We start from the raw sequence: 19,297 nt of genomic DNA, 5'->3' as shown, positions 1-19,297 counted from the left end.
CAAACTTGCCCTCATCTCTTCACAAGATTCAAAATCCACTCATGCAAATGAAATTAGACTTGTTACACCTGAGCTAATAAGCTCACAAATTTCCGATTTCCTTGAGCTTTCCAGTAAATTAGATCCTTTAAAGTTGAGGGAATTGCTTCAGGCGACAATTGAAAGAATCGATGCAACCAAAAATCATCTGAAGCATGTCCACTTTTCGTTCATTGTTCACATGCCATACGACGAAATGGATCCTTTGGATCCACTACATATCCACTGCAAGCCCTTCTCTTCTCTACTACGGGCTTTTTATTTTAACAAAAACCATTACCTATTTGTGATAAGGTTCCCCCCGCCCAATCCGAAACGCCCGATAAACCTGCTCCACCAACACCAGCCTCATCAACTGATGCGGAAACGTCATCTTCGAAAACGACAGCTGCACATCCGCCCGCTTCAACACCTGATCCGACAACCCAAGCGACCCGCCGATCACAAACGCCACCTGGCTGCGCCCATGCAGCGCCAATTTATCCAACTCCGCAGACAGCTTCTCCGACGACCACATCTGCCCCTCGATCGCCAACGCAATCACATACTGATCCTGCTTGATCTGCGCCAGGATCCGCTCTCCCTCCTTGCGCTTCACCTGCTCCATCTCTGCCTGGCTCATCTCTTCCGGCGCTTTTTCATCATGAACCTCCACGATCTGCAGCTTGCAATACGCGGACAACCGCTTGCTGTATTCGTCGATGCCTTCGCGCAAGTATTTCTCCTTCAACTTCCCCACGGTGATGATCGTAATCTGCACGTCGCCTACATTCCCTTCTCTCGCAATAGCGCAATCTGCCCCGGCTTGCCGCATACCCGGCAACGCTTGTCCAGTTCCTTCCCAGCCGCATCCGTGCCTGCCGCCGTTTCTACCGATTCCGCACGATATGTATTTGGTGCCGCTTCGAACTCATTCACATAGTCGTCCAATTCATCTTCCACATGCTCCATGCATGCGAAGCGTACAGGAAACTCCGCAAGAAGCTCCACTTCTTTCCCATCGATCTTGAGTGTTTGCATGTTTTCTGCCATCTCCTTAACTCCCTTTCCTAGATCATCCGTTCTCTCCAGCATCGCTCTATATTCTACCCCAGAACAGCGAGAAAACAAATGCCCGCTCCGCGCGAAGTCTTTCACAGCAAAAAAAATGAGCACCGAAAAATGACGGTGCTCCAAGGATGCATCTATGGTTCATAGATAAAGGGGAACTGCGGTATATGCAAACGGGACAGATGTCCCGGAATGCAACGTACTTACTGCTGCGGATTTTTGGTCAGCTTGACGGTGGCTGTCTTCTTGAAGCCATCGCGGTAGTACGTAATCTCGACCGTATCGCCCGGCTTTTTGTTCAAGGTCAGGAACTTGCGCAATTGAGCGCCGTTGGCAATATCCTTGTTGTCCATTTTGACGATGACGTCGTATTGTCTCAGTCCCGCTTCACCAGCCGGCGAGAATTTGCCGACCTCATTGCGGATCACGACACCAGCCGCGACATCATCAGGCAGATTCAAGGTTTCCTTCCAATTATAACGAGGTACATTGGTCAGGTCGTATGGTGTGACGCCCAGATAAGCACGCTCCAGCTTGCCTTTCTCCACCAGCTCGTTGACGATTTTTTTCACGTCGTTGATCGGCAGGGCAAAACCAAGACCCTCAATACCGGATTTGGAGATTTTCAATGTATTGATTCCGATGACTTGACCTTGGATATTGATCAGGGCTCCACCGCTGTTGCCAGGGTTGATCGCTGCGTCTGTCTGCAGAACGTCCAGCTCCCAGTCATCCTGTCCATCTCCATCCAGGTCCATCGGCATGGAGCGTTCCAGTGAACTGATGATTCCTTGCGTTACCGTACGGGAGAATTTCATCCCGAGCGGATTCCCAATCGCGATAGCTGGCTCTCCTACCCGCAAGGTGGACGAGTCGCCCAGCTCTGCTACCGTAAGTACTTTGGAGCCGTCGATTTCCAACACAGCCAGGTCATTGAATATATCGTAACCCAGCACCTTGGCCTCCACTTTGTCACCGCTTGGCAGTGCCACTTCCAGTTTTTGCGCCTGGTCGATCACGTGGTAGTTGGTAATAATTCTAGCTTTGCCGTCTTTCTTCTGAAAAATAACACCCGAGCCTTGCCCTTGCTCGACATCTTCTGTCGAATTGAACCAATTCGTACGGGCGCGACCGATATTGATAATACCGACGACTGCATTTTCAGCTTTCTCTACTGCTTTGACTGTACCCGTCTCTACCGATACCGATACAGGCTGGGCAAATAAATTGGCGGCCGGATTACTCATCACATTGGTCGAACTGGGCTCGACCATCTTGATGTATCCCGAGTTTGACAGTGTTGGCAGCATCAGCAGGACAACCATTCCCCCAATCACTGCCGATGTGATGGACGTCATGATCAAGCGTCCAACACCTGGAACACGCTGCTTTCGTTTTTCTACATGTCTCAGATCATCGTAAAAGCCCATGAATCCATTCTCCTTCCTCTATGATTAGGGTAACTGGTTTTGATGTGCTCTATACTTGTCAGGGGTGCCTTCAACCTCCTTGCCTCCCTTTGATACCCAAAGTATACGCCGATTTTTTGGCAAAATCGCGTGAGAAATATGGAAAGGTTGTGGAATATCAAAAGCTCCCGGCATAAATCGCCGAGAGCCCGGATATGATAGATTAAAAGGCTTGTTCGCCGCCTGCCAAACGGCTAATAGAAAGGGTTGATAGACGTGAAAGAAGTTCACCTGCACGCAAAACTTGCCGACCTGCAAGAAGTCGATTACCACAATACACTGGTGCTGCACGCCTTGACGGAAGTGCTGATCGAAAAAGGCTTTTTCACGAAGGACGAGCTGTCCCGCAAAATGGTGGAGCTAGACTCCCAGTTGACCTTTCAAATCGAGACGTATACCCGCATCTCCGACAGACTGCTCAACGGCGTCAATCAGGAGAAGTCTCTTTCGCTGGACTAGCCGCCATTACAACACTTCCAGCTTGGTCGGGCGATCCGGGTAGGTATCGCGCAGATGTACGTCGTCGCCTACAGTTAGGCCTTGTTCTTCCAGAATGTTTTTGACTGTCAGACGCGCCAGGTCGATCATATTGTTCTCTTTGCTCAAATGGGCGAGGTAGACCCGCTCCGCTCCGCCACGTAGACACTCGGTCAGCGCTTCGCCTGCCGATTCGTTGGACAGATGGCCGACATCGCTTAAAATCCGCCGTTTGATGCTCCATGGGTACTGCGACATCCGCAGCAGTTCCACATCGTGGTTGGACTCAAAAATATAGGCGTCCGCACCGCGAATCGTCTCCTTGATCTTCTCGCTCACATACCCTAGATCCGTGGCAACGCTCAGCTTTTTGTTTCCCTGGTAAAAACAAAATCCCATCGGCTCCGCCGCATCGTGGGAGATGCCGAACGACTCGATCCCCAGATCCTCCAGCTCCCGCTTTTCACCAACGGCAAAAAGCTTTCGCTGCTCCTCCTTGATCGTGCCGATTTGTCCATCCAGTTCATTCCACGTCTTGGCGTTGGCGTAGATCGGCAGACCGTAGCGGCGAGCCATCACCCCGACACCCTTGATATGATCCACATGCTCATGCGTGACCAGGATCGCAGTCAGCTCTTCCGGCTTGACCCCGATCGTCTGCAAAGCAGCTTCTGCCTGCTTTCCTGTTATCCCTACATCAATCAATACGGAGACGCGATCCGTCGCTACGTAGATCGCGTTGCCAGTACTTCCACTGGCTAACACACTAAATTTCACCCATCATCCCTCTTCCCGAAGCATTCCCTCGCTGTCTGTAAGATCGAAAAACCCTCATTCTGTCACCAACTGCCGCTCTACAGCACCTGTAAAAGCATTGACGAAATGCAGCCTTCCGTCGTGAATCACACGCCATACCGGTGCGAGCGACTGAATATCCGCATCATAAGAGCCGTAATAGCCCAAGCTCACACTCTCGATCCGTTCTCCCGGACCGATGATCTGCTTTTCCACCAGCGAACGAATCGCCTTGTACCCCGAAATCACCTGTCTGGCTCCGTCCTCTTCGCGAAGCTGGAAATACGTCTGTCTGTACCCGCTGATCCCACCCGTATCGAGGCTGACTTCCAGCGGAGCGACGAAGACAGGCATTTTCTCATACGTCTGCCAGTACAACAGCCTGCTTTGATTCGACTGGTACAGATCCGCCGTATACTGCTCAGCGTACATCAACAGCGGTCCGAGCTGGCGCAAAAGCTCATTCGGGACAATTTGTCCGTGAATTTGGATCGGCGGGATCAGCTCTGCGGACAATGCCATCTTTTCCATCGTCGCCTTGACCCCTGGCAGCTCCTTCATATGAAACGGATTGATTCCCAGATACTCGGCCTGCAATTTGCTCATTTCCGGCGTTTCCTGCGGGACCTCCGTCGCCAAGGTGATGTTCTGCTGGTTCAGGTACATCTCCATCTCACCCTTGTCCGTACGGGTCAGCTCCTGGTCGCTCCATCCGCTGATCCGCGTCACATAGACTTGATAGCCGAGAAAGAGGTCCAATAGCAAAAATGCCCAGATCAGGATTGTTTTGGTTTTACTCCAATCCAATAGACCCGCCTCCTCCTTCTGTGGATCGCGCAGGGATGTACAGGGTAGGCTGATTCGGCACTTCCACTACCCATGTCGGAATCAGATCGATGGTGTCCTCTGCTACGAGCGTCTGATAGGCCAGATACGCGTTGGTGATTTCGTCCGTATTGGCCAGATTTCGCTCCCGAATGAGATTGTACAGCTCCGGTCCCGACATGACCTTCCAATCCTTGTGAGCGACATACGAATCCAAGTCCAGCAGGGAACGGTTCATCGTGACGACCTGCCCCGCTTCTGAAGTAATCTCAATCGTATCGACAGGCTTGTCTCCCTTGCTTACCAGCGGGTAGGCGCCGATATACTGGCGAAACGTCATGACGTCCTTGTCGTTGTAGCTCTTCCTGAACCTCTCGAAATAGTAGTCGTCCAGCCAGCCGAGATGCTTGTTTACGAAGTTGACCGCCCCCTGCAGCTTTTCCGTATCGGAGAGCTGCACGGCCCGCTGCTGATAGGCTGGATCGGTAAAGGTCATTGCCATTTGCTCAGACCTCACCTGAATCGAACGGCTTCCGTCTGTGTAGATCATGGTCTTGTCCCGTTCCATGATCTGCCTGACCAAGGAAGGGTCGAGAAAGTAAGCCTCGATGACCCTCTCCACGGAGACAGGCTCATAGCTGTAGCTGAATTGATGCATCCGAATCTGATGCTTCGGCAAGTAGTACATGTGCCAGTAAGTCTGCCCTTTCTCCGCAGGCGACGCATAGGTATACCTTTTCGGGATGACGACCTTCATGATCTGTTCCGGCATCTGATTGCCGTTCGCCAGATATGAATCACGCAGATCCTTCGGGCTGATCGATGTGCGGGAGCGTACGATCTTCTCCTCTTCACCCGAGAAAAAAAGGGCATAGACCAAGTCCTCTTCCGGTTCATGGTAAAGCCAGATGCGATCGATTCCCTTCAAAGGAATGTTGTAGTCCTCCCGAAATGTCACCAGCCGCCCGACTGCGGCGAGCGGAATGCTGCTTCTGAAACGAACCTCAAGCCCCAACTTTTCCCGGGCAATTTCCCGCCATTTATCCTCTGTCATGGTAAATGGAGAAAAATCGAGGAAAATCCATCTTGGCATTTCGCGCATGATCATGCTGAATTGCCCGTCTGTTGCCACTGCCTTGGTGTGCCGATCCTGCCCGTAGTGAAAAACAACAGCAAACGGTGTGATGATTTTCTCCAGTTGTTTTTCAAATACAGGCTTGGATTCTGTATACTTCGCCGGCTCGATCATCTGGAAATTGGGTTGATTGATCCAAATTGCCGCCGTCAGACAAAAGCTGGCGACCACAAGCAGGCAGAGAATGACGGTTTTTGCTGGTTCCAACCACCGCTTCATCCTGCACTCCCCCCTCGAAATGACGGAACCCAGAACGTAACGGTCGTTCCTACATTCCACTCGCTGGCGATCTCGATGTCAGCGCCATGCGCCTGCACCAGTTCCCGGGCGATGGCAAGCCCCAGGCCTGTCCCACCCTGACCGCGCGAGCGCGCTTTGTCTACACGGTAAAATCTTTCAAAAATTCGCTTGAGATCGCGGCTCGGAATCCCGATTCCGGTATCCGTGATCGAGATTTGGACCCGCTCCTGCTGTCGCAGATGCTGCGCATGCACGACGACACGGCCGCTTTGAGGCGTATACTTGATAGCATTGGACAGCAGGTTGTCCAAAACCTGATTGATCGCGTCAGGATCGATATAGACGGATGGCAAAGCCTCCGGAATCTCCAGATCGAGCGCGACCTCCTGCTGCTCGCCGAACATGGAGAACCGATCGACCGCGTAGCGCAGCATCTGATTCATGTCCACTTCCTTGCAGTGGAGGCGCACTCCTTGCGAATCAAAGCGGGACAGCTGCAGCAAGTCGTTGACCAGGCGTATCATCCGCTCCGTCTCTGACATCGTGACGCGCAAAAAGCGGTTGGACAGCTCCTTTTCCTCTACGGCTCCATCCAGCAACGCTTCCACGTAGCTTTTGATCGTGGTCAGGGGTGTGCGCAGCTCATGCGAGACATTGGCGACGAACTCCCTGCGCTGATGCTCCATTTGCTGCTGCTCCGTCACGTCTGCGACGACCGCAATGATGCCGCCCCGCTTGCCGCTATCATGCTGCAGCGGAGTAAAGGTGACACGCAAAATCACTTCTTCACGGTTGGGCAGCAGCATTTCGATGAAGAGCGGCTCCGTTTGCCGATGCAGAGGCATCTCGTCCTCGGGAGGCAAACCAAGCAGCTCGGGCAACGTCCGTCTTTTGCTGATCAGGTTCTCCATCTTGACTTGCAGCATCTCTTCGGCTGCTCGATTCATGAGAATAATCTGCCCATCCCGGCTGGTCGCGATCACGCCGTCGGACATGTTGCTCAGGATGCCCGCCAGCTTCTCCCGCTCCTCTTCCTGCAGCGAGATGGCTTCCTGCAGGCGCCTTGTCATATGATTGAACGCCATCCCCAACTGCCCGATCTCGTCCGTACCGTAGATGCGCACATGGCTGTTGAAGTCACCGTCTGCTACCGATCTAGCCTGGCGGGTCATTTCCTTGACCGGTTTGGTAATCGTTTTTGCCAGCACAAATCCCAGCCCGGCCGTGATCAGCAAAGCGATCATCGTCCCAGATGCGAGGATCCCGTTCATTTTGCGGATCGTATTGTATGTGCCTTCCATCGAAGCGACCATATACACGGCTCCGTAGACGATCTGGTCCCCTTTGATCGGGAGAACCAGAACCTTCACGCGGGCTCCTGTTCGCGGGTCGATCCGCATGGACTCACTCCGCGTCCCGAGCAAGGCCACAGTCACCTCCGGCTGTGAGGTCCGCTGCCCGATAATGCTGCGATCTTCTGTGGTGCTGAGCACGGTGCCTGTCTGGTCGATCACTTGTACATTGGCTCCGTTGATCTTGACCAGATTGTTGATCAGGTTGTCGATATCCACCCTCATCTGCTCCACGCTTTCTTCCTTGGACTCCCGCGTGCGCAGATCCCCTTCCAGAAGGCTTGCCAAAAGACTTGCCTGCGCATTCAATGCCTCGGAAAAGTTGTTGATGTAGTAGCTCTCTACTTCCCTGGCAAAGTAAGCGCCAATAAATTGCATGGCCAAAAGGATCAACAACATGTAGATCACGACGATTTTCCACTGGATCGTCTTGAAGAGCCGCCTCATCCAGGCGTTCCTCCTGTGCCCGGATTGCGCATGCTATAGCCCAAACCACGTCGTGTAATGATATATTTCGGCTGGCTTGGGTCGTCCTCTATTTTCTCTCGCAGTCGGCGGATGGTCACGTCCACCGTGCGCACATCGCCAAAATAGTCAAACCCCCAGACCGACTGGAGCAAATGCTCACGCGTCAGAACCTGTCCCTGATGACGGGCCAAATAGACCAACAGCTCGAACTCACGATGAGTCAGCTCCTGTTCAAGCGGCTCCCCCGTCTTTTCGACCGTATAGGAATGCAAATCAATATCGAGATCATGAATACGCAGAAGATGACTTTCCTGCGCCTCCGTTTTTGGTTTGTTGCGGCGCAAATGCGCTTTTACCCGTGCTACCAATTCGCGCGAGCTAAACGGCTTCGTGACATAATCATCCGCACCCAGCTCCAGACCCAGCACCTTGTCCAACTCGGAGTCTCTTGCCGTCAGCATGATGATGGGGACATCGTGCGCTTTGCGGACAGCCCTGCACACTTCCATTCCATCACGGCCAGGAAGCATGACATCGAGCAAAATCAAATCAGGTCGTTCCTGCTGGACGGCGGTCAACGCTTCTTCCCCGTCGTATGCGCAGACCACCTGATACCCTTCCCGTTCAAACGTAAATTTCAAAATGTCTGCAATCGGTTTTTCATCGTCTACTACCAGGAGTTTTGCCATGACTGCTGCCTCCTCTCTCCAAACAAATTCTATTTTTCGTCCCTGTATTCCTCTCCATTATACTATGCCAATCCTTTCCCCGAACGCAAAAAGGAGCACTCCTTGGAGCACTCCTTGATTTTCCAGTTTGAATTTATCTTAATTGAGGAAACGCATTGGGTTCTGGACTCGTCCATTTTGTATAACCTCAAAATGCAGGTGAACCCCGGTGGAGTTCCCAGTGGAGCCCTTCACACCAATTTTCTTGCCTTTCTGTACGACATCTCCAACCTTTACATTAATCGTGCTGAGGTGGCCGTACAGGGTCTGCATGCCGTTTCCGTGGTCAATGATGATCGCTTTACCATAACCGCCATCCCAACCAGCAAACTTGACGCGGCCATTGTCGGCTGCCATTACGGAGCCCGCACCAGCGATGTCGATCCCTTTATGCAGTTTTCCCCAGCGCGTGCCGAAGCCGCTGCTGATATACCCTTGTGCTGGCCAAGCCAGACGGCCTGTCCCACGCGAAGGAATTACCTTCGTGCCACGCTCGACTACCTTGATCACAGGTTCATCCAGTACTTCCTGCTTCAAGATCTTGCGCTCGACGACTTGTCCATTTTCCTTGATGATTTCGTATTCGACTTGTTTTGTACCGTTTTTGCCTTCCTGGACGACCTTAGTCTCGCCCTTCGGCAACGTTTCATTGTTGTTATATTGCGTATTGAAAGGAATTTCTTCCTTTTGCGTCACATTTTCCTTCACCTGTACGGTCACCAATGGACGGATCGCCGTCACATTGATTTGCTGACCCAGCTTGAGTACCGTATTTTCCGTCAGGCCAGGGTTGTTATCGTAAATATCCTTTGAGGTAATGTCATACTGCTTTGCGATACAACCGACGCAATCACCTTCAACGACAGTATGTATCAATTCTTTGTATGTGCCCTTTACAAGCAGATCCTCCAGCTTGTCCTCCGTCAAAACCTGAGCGGACGGCACTGCTTCCGACTGCAGCTCCACCTTTTCCTTGAATGCTACTTCCTTGACTGGACTCGCATCCGGCGCGGCTAGCGAGGCAGCTGCTACCGTGCTCTTTTTATCTGCTGCGGCTGTCAGAGTAGAGATTTTTTGTGCCGGAATGCCAGAGTACTTTTCTTTGACTTTATCCAGCACTTCATTGGCCGCATCCAGATCGGGTGCATAACCGACCACTTTTCCGTCGATCACGAGTTTGACTGCATCTACCTTGAAATCTGCGATGGCAGATAATTCTTTCAATGCAGACTCATCGTCGTATTCGCCCTTGAACAAACGTTCTTCCCGGAAGCTGATCGAGTCGGAGAGCATGAATGTGTAGCCGCTCTTGGCCTTCTCCTCTTCCAGCTTGCTAGCTGTCCATTTGTTGATGACATCAGGGCTGCTGACGACGCCAATCTCTTTGCCGTTCACAATCACATGGTAAATCGAGTTGATATTGCTTTTGTAATAATATTGTGCAGATGCACCCGTGGCTACTGTCAGTACAAATACGGATGCTACGGTAATCACTTGCTTCTTATGCGTGGTCATGTAAGTGCTTGTATGTTTCATCGTGCGTTTCGCCATTTCACTACATTTGCGAACGACCTGCTTCGACCGTTCCTGCAGTTCGGCCTTCCAATTGGCCCATTGCATAACTTGTCCCTCCTGAAAACAGATACAGCAGCATTCTCACCGTCTATTTCCTGAAAATTTGAAATTGACCAAATAGGTCTACCATACCAAATGTTGGTTTCCATTTATCTGCCAAAATGCCTAATGAAACCAACTATGTCGACTTTACCACAAAAATATTGCGATCAGCAAGTGTAAAATGCCGTCGAATAAAAAAGACAAGAATGAGTCATGATATGTTCATGAAATTGGGAAATTTTATGTGTGAAATGGAGTTGACTTTTGTGAAAGAACAAAATATTTTGGCTGGTTTCTCCAGCGAATATGCGGCAGCTCAGGCCAAAAAAGCACTGAATACGGCAGGGTTTACAATCGTCCAGATCGATCATATCGGGCAATTCCCAGGTAGTGGCGTCGATCATGTCATCAATCCCATCACGGGGCAGATCCCCTCCTTGGGAAATTTGACTTTGGCTGGTGATTTCACAAGCCGTGACGCCAGTGTATTGGCTGCTGCAGACCCGGATGCGAGCGGCATGTCGGATCGCGGCGATGACTTCAACACGCCGTTTTTGCTGACTGCTGTCGTACCCGCTGATCGCAATGCGGAAGCGACCCAGATTATTCGTTCCTTTGGTGGAATGGTGTAAAATGACAGCCACCTGCTCCACTAAAGGGAGAGGTGGCTGAACTTTTCTTGGCCATGGAGCTGTCACACCTCAGACATAGACGTCACGTCTTTTAGCGCCAGCCGGCGGATCGTGGTCTTTTCATCATCCCGTTGCTTGTATGTGGTAATGAAGCAGAGGTATCCGTTGTTATAATGAGTCATGGTCCCTTTGATAACGCAGCCATTCACCATTTTTACCTGCACATTTTTGCCCAACAGCTTCATGGCCTTCTGGTCGAATCCCATCTTCATCATCTGTGATCACCTCTCCATTTCCTGCCTTTGTTTTTACCATATGCCCAGAAGGTACGGAATCGTGTCTGTCCTGCCTAAAAAAATTGTGAAGAAGCCTGTTTTCCCGCAAAAATATAAAAAACGGGCAGGAGCCGCTTTCGTCTCCCTGCCCGTTAGAATGTTGTCATTTGTTAAGCTTGTTTTGTGATCATTCCGTAGAGATCTCTTCCCCTTTTTCATCGACACCTAAGGCGTTGCGAGCCATCGTCATATACTCCTCCAAACCGGACTTCAATGCAAAGTCCGCGAGCAGTACGGGAGAGGCGGACATCCGCTCGATGATATGGTCTTGCATCCGCGGCCATACACGGCCCCCTGCATTCTCATATCGTTTGAGCAGTTCTGCCAGGCCCGATTCCCCAAATATCAGGCAATAAGCAGTAAAATCAGTAGCAGGATCGGCTACCTCTGCTTCCGTCCAATCCAAAAGTCCGGTTACCCTCCCATCAGGATGAACCAGAATATGACCGGGGTGAAGATCGCCATGTACGAGAACAGAGTGATGGGGCCAGCATGTATCATCTGCTAGCCAGGATTGCCAGCGTTCCCAAAGCGCTTGTGACACGCCAAAAATCCGTTTGATCTCGTCCATTTTCACCGCTAGTGCTCTGCGGACTTCCGCTGGTTGGTGGACGCGAATACCTGCATTGCGTGCTGCTTCATGATCAATTGCGTGGAGTGCTACCATTGCCTCTGCCAGAGATTGAATGAATCGCTCAGGAATCGATTGCGGCTCCAAGTACCAATCATAGCCTGTGGCTTCATGATTGATGGTCCCGATCGGAACTCCATCCAAGAGACGGTAGGCGATCAATTCAGGCGTGTGCACCTGCCAATTCGGTACCTCCACAGGCAATCGGTTGATTACCAGATCTAACACCTTTTTCTCATAAGCAGCCGATTCCACGACATCGGGTCGACGAGGAGCCCTCATGACCCAGGATGCGCCATCAGTCGAGCGTGCAAATACGGCAAGGAAATCCAAGCCTGATTCGTTGCTCTTCACGCTAAGCGGTTCCACTTCAATTCCGTGTTTTTTTGCAAGCGAAACAATCTCTTTTATTTTCGTGTTCATGTTTTTGGACATAAAAAATACACCTCATTCATTCGTTTCGTTCATGATTCAACCACAACACAAAGAAACCCAAGCCATTACTTGATTTAAAAATGGCTGAGCTTTCGCGGGGTAAAATCGAAATTAACGAAGCCGCATGAATGCGATGCCTCTCATCACAAAAACCTCCAATGCTGAAAATCCCATTCAGTATATCACATGCCTCAACATAGAGCGACCCCGCCACTTGCATGACGGGGTCGCTACCTCAGTTATATCACATTCGTTAGCCCCAGATGCCGCGAACAACGACGGTTTGTTCACGATCCGGACCAACGGAGAAAATCGACATCGGAATACCGGTCAATTGGGTGATGCGCTCGATGTAGTGACGCGCATTTTCCGGCAAATCATTCAGATTGCGGATTCCCGTAATATCCTCGGACCAGCCTGGCAGTTCTTCGTAAACCGGCTCGCATTTTGCCAGCAGGTTCAGGTTGGCTGGGAAAGACTCGATGATCTCGCCATTGTACTTGTACGCGGTGCAAATACGCAGTGTGTCGATGCCAGTCAAAGTATCCAGCTTGGTAATCGCCAGACCCGTGATCCCGCTGACGCGACGCGCATGGCGAACAACCACGCTGTCGAACCAGCCCACACGGCGCGGACGACCTGTAGTTGTACCGTACTCAGCCCCGACTTCACGGATGTGATCGCCTGTCGTATCGCTCAGTTCGGTGAGGAACGGTCCGTCCCCTACACGTGTGGTGTACGCTTTCGCTACGCCAATTACCTGGTTGATTTTCGTCGGTCCAACACCGGAACCAATCGTTACGCCGCCCGCAATCGGATTGGAGGAGGTTACGTAAGGATAGGTGCCTTGGTCGATATCCAGCAGCACGCCTTGCGCGCCTTCAAACAGGACGCGGTTGCCATTATCGATCGAATCGTTCAGGACTACAGACGTATCGGTAACATAAGGACGGATGATCTCCGCATAGCCCAGATACTCGTCCATTACTTCTTTCAAATCAAAGCCGGTTGTATTATAAAGCTTCTCCAACAAGAGATTTTTCTCTGCCAGGTTGCGCTCCAATTTACGTGCAAATTCTTCGGGATCCATCAGGTCGGCGATACGAATACCAATCCGTGCCGCTTTGTCCATGTACGCAGGACCAATCCCCTTGCGCGTCGTGCCGATTTTGTTGGCTCCGCGGCTGTCTTCTTCCACGCCATCCAGTTTGATGTGGTATGGCAGAATCAGGTGAGCGCGGTCACTAATGCGCAAGTTTTTCGTGGAAAAACCGAAGCTGTGGATGTACTCCAGCTCTTTTACCAGTGCTTTCGGGTCAATCACCATGCCATTGCCGATAACGCATGTTTTGTCTGTATAAAAAATTCCAGATGGAATCAAGTGCAGTTTGTATTTGTTCCCATCAAAAATAATGGTGTGACCCGCATTGTTACCACCCTGGTAACGAGCCACTACCTCTGCGCTCTCCGCCAAATAATCCGTGATCTTGCCTTTACCTTCATCGCCCCACTGGGTTCCGACGACAACGACAGTTGACATCGAAAAACACCTCCTGATATCATCATTTCCTTTTGGGCCTGAAACAATCTAAGTGTACTAAACCAATTCCTGTATGTCAATTAAAATACGAACATTCGGATGGAAAATACAGTATATGTTCGTCTATTTTGTAAAATGAAAAAAAGAAAAAAGTCGGATATTCTCCGACTTTTTACTGACCCGCTGCATCGCGGAATCGATTATCTAAGCTGACGAATTTATTGTACTCCTTCAAAAATGCCAATTCTACTGTACCCGTTGGGCCGTTACGCTGTTTGGCGATAATGACCTCGATGACATTCTTGTTCTCCGTCTCTTTATCGTAGTAGTCATCCCTGTAGAGGAAGGCGACAATATCCGCGTCCTGCTCGATGGAACCCGATTCACGAATATCGGACATCATGGGACGCTTGTCCTGCCGTTGTTCTACACCACGGCTCAACTGGGAGAGTGCGATCACAGGGACATTCAATTCCCGGGCGATCCCCTTCAAGGTACGGGAGATTTCCGATACCTCCTGCTGACGGTTGTCGCCCTTGCCCCGACCATGGATCAACTGCAGGTAATCGATCAGGATCATGCCCAGCCCCTTCTCCGCTTGCAATCGGCGGCATTTGGCGCGAATATCCATCACGGTAACACCTGGCGTATCGTCGATGTAAATCGGCGCCTTTGCCAACGTACCGATCGCCATCGTCAGCTTTTGCCAGTCGTCCTCCTCCAGCCAACCTGAGCGCATTCTCGAGGCGTCCAGATTTCCTTCGGCGCATATCATCCGCTGTACGAGCTGGGAAGCACCCATCTCCAGAGAGAAAATCGCTACCGTCTCTCCGGCGCGGGCGGCGACGTTTTGCGCTACATTCAACGCAAAGGCCGTCTTCCCGACAGATGGACGGGCGGCGAGAATAATCAGGTCGCTTCGTTGAAACCCTGATGTCATCTTGTCCAAGTCCGTGTAACCGGAAGGGATCCCGGTCACATCACCGCGTCTCTGACTCAAAAATTCAATGCGTTCATAGGTTTCCAGAAGCACGTCGCGAATGGGTGTAAAGCCGCCGCTGTTGCGGTTGCGGCCGATCTCCATGATGTACTTCTCGGCATCGGCGATGATTTCGCTTACCTCGTCCTCACGCGAATAGCCATCATTGGCGATCTTTGTCGCTGTATGAATCAATCGCCTGAGCAGCGATTTTTCTTCTACGATTTTGGCGTAGTACTCGATGTTGGCTGCTGTCGGAACCGAGCTGGCGATCTCCGTCAGATAGGTGACACCACCTACCTCCTCCAGCAGCTTGTGGTCCTGCAGCTCAGCGGTCACCGTCACCAGGTCGACCGGCTCTCCCTTTTCATACAGATCCACCATCGTTTGAAAGATGCGCTGATGCGCAGTCTTGTAAAAATCCTCCGGTCGGAGGATTTCTATGGCGGTGATGAGAGCTTCCTTGGATAAGAAGACGGCACCCAGTACAGACTGTTCGGCTTCCTTGTTCTGCGGCGGCACACGATCTAAAAACAGGTCGCTCACGTCATACCTCCCACATCTTTCACCAAATTATTCTTCAACTACATGTACTTTCAACGTTGCTGTCACTTCATTGTGCAGCTTCACTTTGATTTGCGTTACGCCCAATGAGCGAATTGCTTCCATTTCCAGCTTGCGTTTATCGACTTTGATTTTGAACTGTTCTTCCAGCGCTTGGGCTACCTGTTTGCTCGAAATAGCTCCGAACAGGCGTCCGCCTTCTCCGGCTTTCCCTTTAACCTTCACAGTCAGTTCATTCAGTTTCTCACCCAGTGCCTGGGCATCCAGTTTTTCCTGCTCTTTGCGTTTCTCCTCGCTGCGCTTTTGGGCATCGAGCGTTTTTACGTTGCTTTCTGTCGCTTCCTTCACCAAGCCTTTTGGGAGCAGGAAGTTGCGTACATATCCTTCAGAGAGATCCTTGACCTCTCCTTTTTTTCCTTGGCCTTTTACATCTTGAAGAAAAATGACTTTCATCATCGTTTCCCCCTTTTCAATTTGGCCCTATACCACCGTATCAATGGCTTCCTTCAGCCGAACGACAGCATCCTTTAGGGAAATCCCTTCGATCTGTGTAGCGGCTCCTGTCAAATGACCGCCTCCGCCGAGATGCTCCATGATGGATTGGACATTGATGTCTCCCAGTGAGCGTCCACTGATCAGGACCGTACCGTCTGCCCGTTTAGCTACGACAAAAGATGCTTGAATGCCCGACAAGGTCAGCAATTGCTCGGCTGCCTGGGCCACTTGTACCTGTGTATACTCTTCAGATGGATCGCCGATTGCGATCGCCATGCTGTCCCGATAGGTTTCGGTATTCATGATGATTCGCGCCCGCTTCACGTATTGATTCAAATCTTCCTTCAACAAACGCTGTACGGCAGCCGTGTCTGCACCATTGCGGCGCAAGAACGAAGCAGCTTCAAATGTACGCGATCCTGTGCGGAAAGCAAAGCTTTTCGTATCCACCACGATCCCGGCCAGCAGGGCAGTTGCAATCAGGCTGTCGATATTGAGCCGCTCGCTTTGATACTGCAACAGCTCAGTGACCAGCTCAGCCGTAGAAGACGCGTACGGCTCCAGATACAGCAGCACGGGCTCGATAAATTCTTCGGAACGGCGATGGTGGTCGATTACCACCACGCGGCTGGTCTCGCCCAACAGCCTTGGCTCAATCACCAGTGACGGACGATGGGTATCGACGACGACGAGCAGCGTGCGTCCCGTTACCAGTCGAATCGCCTGCTCCGGCGTAATGAACGATTCCGCCAATTCCTCGTTGGCGTAGATCTCCCGCATCAATCGCTCGACTGAGTGATTGCCTTCATCCATGACGATATAGGCTTGCTTGTTATGCACCTGTACGGCCTTGAGGACCCCCAGAGAAGCCCCCACAGAGTCCATATCCGGCTGCTTATGCCCCATCACGATCACATGCTCTGCCTCATGGATCAGATCACGCAGGGCATGCGCGATGACGCGCGCGCGAACACGCGTCCGTTTTTCCACGGCATTTGACTTGCCGCCGTAGAAAGTCAGCTTGTTGCCGATCTTCACAGCAGCCTGGTCTCCGCCACGTCCAAGTGCAATGTCCAAACTGGACTGGGCCATCTGTCCCAGCTCCGTATACGTAGTGGCAACTGCCCCGACCCCGATGCTGAGCGTGATCGGAATTTTGTTGTCGGCTGTCATTTCCCGTACAACGTCCAAAATATCAAATCGTGTCTCTTCCAGCTTATCCAGCGTTTCTCGTTCCATCAACGCCAGGAATTTGTCTGATGAGATGCGGCGCAAGTAGATGCGATGCTTGTTGGCCCAATCTGTAATCACACCAGCCACGCTAGTGGACAGCAGCGTACGGCTTTGTTCATCCATCACTTGCCCAATCTCATCCAAATTGTCCAAATGGATGATGGCAAGAGCTGCCCGCTCCCGATGGTAACGGTTGGTCAGCTCCTTGTGCTCGGTAATTTCTTTGAAATAAAGAAGATGTTCCTCGGAACGAACTAATACTTCATAGACCCGCTCGTTATAGGTGAATTCGATCCTTTTTTGCTCTGGTTTCCAGTTTAGTTGGGGGAATACCTCCGTAAGACTTTTTCCGATCAGCAATTCATCACCGGACATTTCAGTCATATACGGATTTACCCACTCGATTGCCTTTTCCTCGTTGTATAGAAGAATCCCGATCGGCAATTCGGATATGACCCCTTCTCCCGCCTTTTTGACCCGATGTGTGACCGTGGCCAGGTAGAGACGCAGGTCTCTTTGAAATCCTTTTTCGGCTTGAAGGGCATAGATCACCAGGCCAATCAAGCAAACAACGCCAATCGCCCCGTACATCCAGTGATGCAGGGACAAGATTCCCAACAACAGAAAGCTAAAGCTAAGTGCCAGGACCATATGCATCCCGTACCAACGCTTTAACAGGAATTTGGGCATTTCCTCAGCCCCTCTTCACTCTTGTTTCCAGCTTGTCTCGCAAACGTATTCCCAAATCAAAGATGCCTATTAGACTCAGTATAGTGCTTAAGAACGGAAAAATAAATAGAGAGACAATAAGCACTGGAGTCATTCTTTTCCATCCGTACAAGTCTGCTGCAAAGAGACAAAAGCTTAGTCCCTGCAAAAAGAAGACGATATCCAGGATCATTTTGACGTTGTACAACGCACTCTCCCAGAATGTTCCTTTCAAGTTCACGCTAAAAACCAGGATGCCGATCATCGCGATAAAATAATAATACAGCAAGGATCTCGGAAAACTCCATTGCCGAATGGGCTTCAAGGCCGGAACCGGTCTTTTCAGACGCTTCCCGATCAACCGTCCCAATCCATGCGTAATCATGCTTTGCACAAAGCTGGAGGTCACAAATACCCCGGGCAAAATCATCATGAATAGCTCTGTGTACGATTTGTATTGCTCCACAGGCATGATTTCAGGACGAAATTGTTCGGCTTGTTTTAAGATATCTTGGAAGTTAATTTTCATGACAAATGTCAAGATCACAAGCATTAGCACGTACCCCAAAAAAACAACGGCAGCCCCTGCTACGATGGCAGGAAGGGCCTTTCCTTTTTTGGAATACATGATCCCCATGACAGCGCCCAGTGCAGCGGAGATCAAAGCAATGACTGCAGAAGTAATATCCGCAATCAACATACCCATTACTGTAAAGGCAAGAGAGACCCAGACCATATTGGATATACTGCTGCGCTGGCCCAGGAGCAAAAATGGCAGCGGAATCAGAAAAACAGTAACTACACCGAGTACGGTATATGTACTGAGAAACAAGAATACCAGTGCAACCCCCAGCATCAGGGCGTTTTCTGCCAATTGCTTGGTTTTCGAAGGCATATCAGCACCTCTTTGATGAAACTCGATTGTTCACGACACGTACTTGCCTGCATAAAACGATATGGAAAAAAGAGGGCCACGCAATTGTGTCCCCCTTTTAATAGCCTGTGAACTATTCAGTCGTGTAAGGCAGAAGAGCTACTTGACGAGCGCGTTTGATCGCGACAGTCAGAGCACGTTGATACTTCGCGGAAGTACCAGTTACACGGCGAGGCAGGATTTTTCCGCGCTCGCTGATGAATTTTTTGAGCAAGTCTACATCTTTATAATCGATGTGCTTGATTTTGTTCACTTTGAAAAAGCAAACTTTACGACGTTTATTAGGACGTCCTTTGCGTGCCATTTGAGTTCCTCCTTCTTAGGAAAAGTGAAGTTTATACGATCTTAGAATGGCAATATTGAAGAACGCATACTGTGTAATTCCCCAATACTCCTTGTTCTAATTGAGTTTTTATTGGTTACACACCGTCCCTGTGTAAACCGTGAATTCACTTTTCTAAAATTACCACAAATACGTCTAGAAATCAAATGTTTAAATCGGACCTCGTTCCGACTCGATAATTGTACTTAAACAACCTCCTCGGTATATATACTAATGGTGGGGTACAGTCCCCTCCTTGCACTTAGAGCAAATAGGCTGCCACGATTGGTTGTT

At 50.7% G+C, this 19,297-nt stretch carries 19 protein-coding genes; 2 read left to right on the top strand and 17 right to left on the bottom strand.

Annotation, left to right across the window (positions count from 1 at the left end):
• Positions 1–319 precede the first annotated feature (319 nt).
• The 3 genes from rlmH to T458_RS52200 form a co-directional block, all read right to left on the bottom strand.
• Positions 320–799, bottom strand: a complete 480-nt coding sequence (rlmH, locus tag T458_RS52205; protein ID WP_023559095.1) for a 23S rRNA (pseudouridine(1915)-N(3))-methyltransferase RlmH — start codon at positions 797–799, stop codon at positions 320–322.
• A gap of 5 nt (positions 800–804) precedes the next feature.
• A complete protein-coding gene (locus tag T458_RS0129405; protein ID WP_252989879.1) occupies positions 805–990 on the bottom strand; it encodes a CxxH/CxxC protein in 186 nt (61 codons plus the stop codon).
• Between the two features lie 302 nt (positions 991–1,292).
• On the bottom strand, positions 1,293–2,519 hold the full coding sequence (locus T458_RS52200; RefSeq protein WP_023559094.1) for a S1C family serine protease: 1,227 nt from the start codon (positions 2,517–2,519) through the stop codon (positions 1,293–1,295).
• Between the two features lie 255 nt (positions 2,520–2,774).
• Here T458_RS52200 and T458_RS52195 point away from each other — a divergent pair, with 255 nt between their 5' ends.
• Entirely contained in the window at positions 2,775–3,017 is a 243-nt protein-coding gene (locus tag T458_RS52195) for a hypothetical protein (protein WP_023559093.1), read from the top strand.
• Between the two features lie 6 nt (positions 3,018–3,023).
• On the opposite strand, the gene T458_RS52190 is transcribed toward T458_RS52195, so the two are convergent.
• The 6 genes from T458_RS52190 to T458_RS52165 form a co-directional block, all read right to left on the bottom strand.
• Positions 3,024–3,812, bottom strand: coding sequence for an MBL fold metallo-hydrolase (locus T458_RS52190; protein WP_023559092.1), 789 nt, complete (start codon positions 3,810–3,812; stop codon positions 3,024–3,026).
• 54 nt (positions 3,813–3,866) lie between these two features.
• A complete protein-coding gene (locus T458_RS52185; protein ID WP_023559091.1) occupies positions 3,867–4,637 on the bottom strand; it encodes a two-component system regulatory protein YycI in 771 nt (256 codons plus the stop codon).
• Positions 4,624–6,009 (bottom strand): YycH family regulatory protein, encoded by a 1,386-nt coding sequence (locus T458_RS52180; protein WP_023559090.1) that lies wholly within the window; start codon positions 6,007–6,009, stop codon positions 4,624–4,626. Before T458_RS52180 ends, T458_RS52185 begins: the two co-directional genes overlap by 14 nt.
• On the bottom strand, positions 6,006–7,829 hold the full coding sequence (walK, locus tag T458_RS52175) for a cell wall metabolism sensor histidine kinase WalK (protein WP_023559089.1): 1,824 nt from the start codon (positions 7,827–7,829) through the stop codon (positions 6,006–6,008). The genes T458_RS52180 and walK overlap by 4 nt, the downstream gene beginning before the upstream one ends.
• Positions 7,826–8,539, bottom strand: coding sequence for a response regulator YycF (gene yycF / locus T458_RS52170; protein ID WP_023559088.1), 714 nt, complete (start codon positions 8,537–8,539; stop codon positions 7,826–7,828). The genes walK and yycF overlap by 4 nt, the downstream gene beginning before the upstream one ends.
• Positions 8,540–8,677: 138 nt before the next feature.
• Positions 8,678–10,198, bottom strand: coding sequence for a M23 family metallopeptidase (locus T458_RS52165; RefSeq protein ID WP_023559087.1), 1,521 nt, complete (start codon positions 10,196–10,198; stop codon positions 8,678–8,680).
• A gap of 263 nt (positions 10,199–10,461) precedes the next feature.
• On the opposite strand from T458_RS52165, the gene T458_RS52160 reads away from it, so the two are divergent.
• Complete coding sequence (locus tag T458_RS52160; RefSeq protein WP_031306216.1) at positions 10,462–10,827, top strand: hypothetical protein; 366 nt, start codon at positions 10,462–10,464, stop codon at positions 10,825–10,827.
• Between the two features lie 62 nt (positions 10,828–10,889).
• Here the strand turns inward: T458_RS52160 and T458_RS52155 are convergent, their stop codons facing one another.
• The 8 genes from T458_RS52155 to rpsR form a co-directional block, all read right to left on the bottom strand.
• A complete protein-coding gene (locus tag T458_RS52155) occupies positions 10,890–11,102 on the bottom strand; it encodes a hypothetical protein (protein WP_023559085.1) in 213 nt (70 codons plus the stop codon).
• Positions 11,103–11,289: 187 nt separating this feature from the next.
• On the bottom strand, positions 11,290–12,228 hold the full coding sequence (locus tag T458_RS52150) for a macrolide 2'-phosphotransferase (RefSeq protein WP_023559083.1): 939 nt from the start codon (positions 12,226–12,228) through the stop codon (positions 11,290–11,292).
• Between the two features lie 253 nt (positions 12,229–12,481).
• A complete protein-coding gene (locus tag T458_RS52145; protein ID WP_023559082.1) occupies positions 12,482–13,768 on the bottom strand; it encodes an adenylosuccinate synthase in 1,287 nt (428 codons plus the stop codon).
• Between the two features lie 172 nt (positions 13,769–13,940).
• A complete protein-coding gene (dnaB, locus tag T458_RS52140) occupies positions 13,941–15,293 on the bottom strand; it encodes a replicative DNA helicase (RefSeq protein ID WP_023559081.1) in 1,353 nt (450 codons plus the stop codon).
• A 27-nt stretch (positions 15,294–15,320) separates the two neighbouring features.
• A complete protein-coding gene (rplI, locus tag T458_RS52135) occupies positions 15,321–15,764 on the bottom strand; it encodes a 50S ribosomal protein L9 (RefSeq protein ID WP_023559080.1) in 444 nt (147 codons plus the stop codon).
• A 27-nt stretch (positions 15,765–15,791) separates the two neighbouring features.
• The gene (locus tag T458_RS52130) at positions 15,792–17,729 is read right to left on the bottom strand and encodes a DHH family phosphoesterase (protein ID WP_023559079.1); all 1,938 of its coding nucleotides are present in this window, start codon (positions 17,727–17,729) and stop codon (positions 15,792–15,794) included.
• A 4-nt stretch (positions 17,730–17,733) separates the two neighbouring features.
• Positions 17,734–18,642 carry a DUF2232 domain-containing protein gene (locus T458_RS52125; protein WP_023559078.1) on the bottom strand — a complete coding sequence of 303 codons (909 nt, stop codon included), beginning with the start codon at positions 18,640–18,642 and terminating at the stop codon, positions 17,734–17,736.
• Between the two features lie 112 nt (positions 18,643–18,754).
• Complete coding sequence (gene rpsR, locus T458_RS52120) at positions 18,755–18,985, bottom strand: 30S ribosomal protein S18 (RefSeq protein WP_023559077.1); 231 nt, start codon at positions 18,983–18,985, stop codon at positions 18,755–18,757.
• Positions 18,986–19,297: the final 312 nt, after the last annotated feature.

The organism is Brevibacillus panacihumi W25 (assembly GCF_000503775.1).
Lineage (GTDB): Bacteria > Bacillota > Bacilli > Brevibacillales > Brevibacillaceae > Brevibacillus > Brevibacillus panacihumi_A.
This window is presented reverse-complemented; position numbering and strand designations above follow the sequence as displayed.

Coding starts and splice junctions, on each gene's coding strand:
- yycF (WP_023559088.1), bottom strand. CDS start 8,539: ATGGCAAAACTCCTGGTAGTAGACGATGAAAAACCGATTGCAGACATT.
- T458_RS0129405 (WP_252989879.1), bottom strand. CDS start 990: ATGGAGCATGTGGAAGATGAATTGGACGACTATGTGAATGAGTTCGAA.
- T458_RS52165 (WP_023559087.1), bottom strand. CDS start 10,198: ATGCAATGGGCCAATTGGAAGGCCGAACTGCAGGAACGGTCGAAGCAG.
- T458_RS52180 (WP_023559090.1), bottom strand. CDS start 6,009: ATGAAGCGGTGGTTGGAACCAGCAAAAACCGTCATTCTCTGCCTGCTT.
- T458_RS52145 (WP_023559082.1), bottom strand. CDS start 13,768: ATGTCAACTGTCGTTGTCGTCGGAACCCAGTGGGGCGATGAAGGTAAA.
- T458_RS52200 (WP_023559094.1), bottom strand. CDS start 2,519: ATGGGCTTTTACGATGATCTGAGACATGTAGAAAAACGAAAGCAGCGT.
- rplI (WP_023559080.1), bottom strand. CDS start 15,764: ATGAAAGTCATTTTTCTTCAAGATGTAAAAGGCCAAGGAAAAAAAGGA.
- T458_RS52155 (WP_023559085.1), bottom strand. CDS start 11,102: ATGATGAAGATGGGATTCGACCAGAAGGCCATGAAGCTGTTGGGCAAA.
- T458_RS52130 (WP_023559079.1), bottom strand. CDS start 17,729: ATGCCCAAATTCCTGTTAAAGCGTTGGTACGGGATGCATATGGTCCTG.
- T458_RS52150 (WP_023559083.1), bottom strand. CDS start 12,228: ATGTCCAAAAACATGAACACGAAAATAAAAGAGATTGTTTCGCTTGCA.
- rpsR (WP_023559077.1), bottom strand. CDS start 18,985: ATGGCACGCAAAGGACGTCCTAATAAACGTCGTAAAGTTTGCTTTTTC.
- T458_RS52125 (WP_023559078.1), bottom strand. CDS start 18,642: ATGCCTTCGAAAACCAAGCAATTGGCAGAAAACGCCCTGATGCTGGGG.
- walK (WP_023559089.1), bottom strand. CDS start 7,829: ATGAGGCGGCTCTTCAAGACGATCCAGTGGAAAATCGTCGTGATCTAC.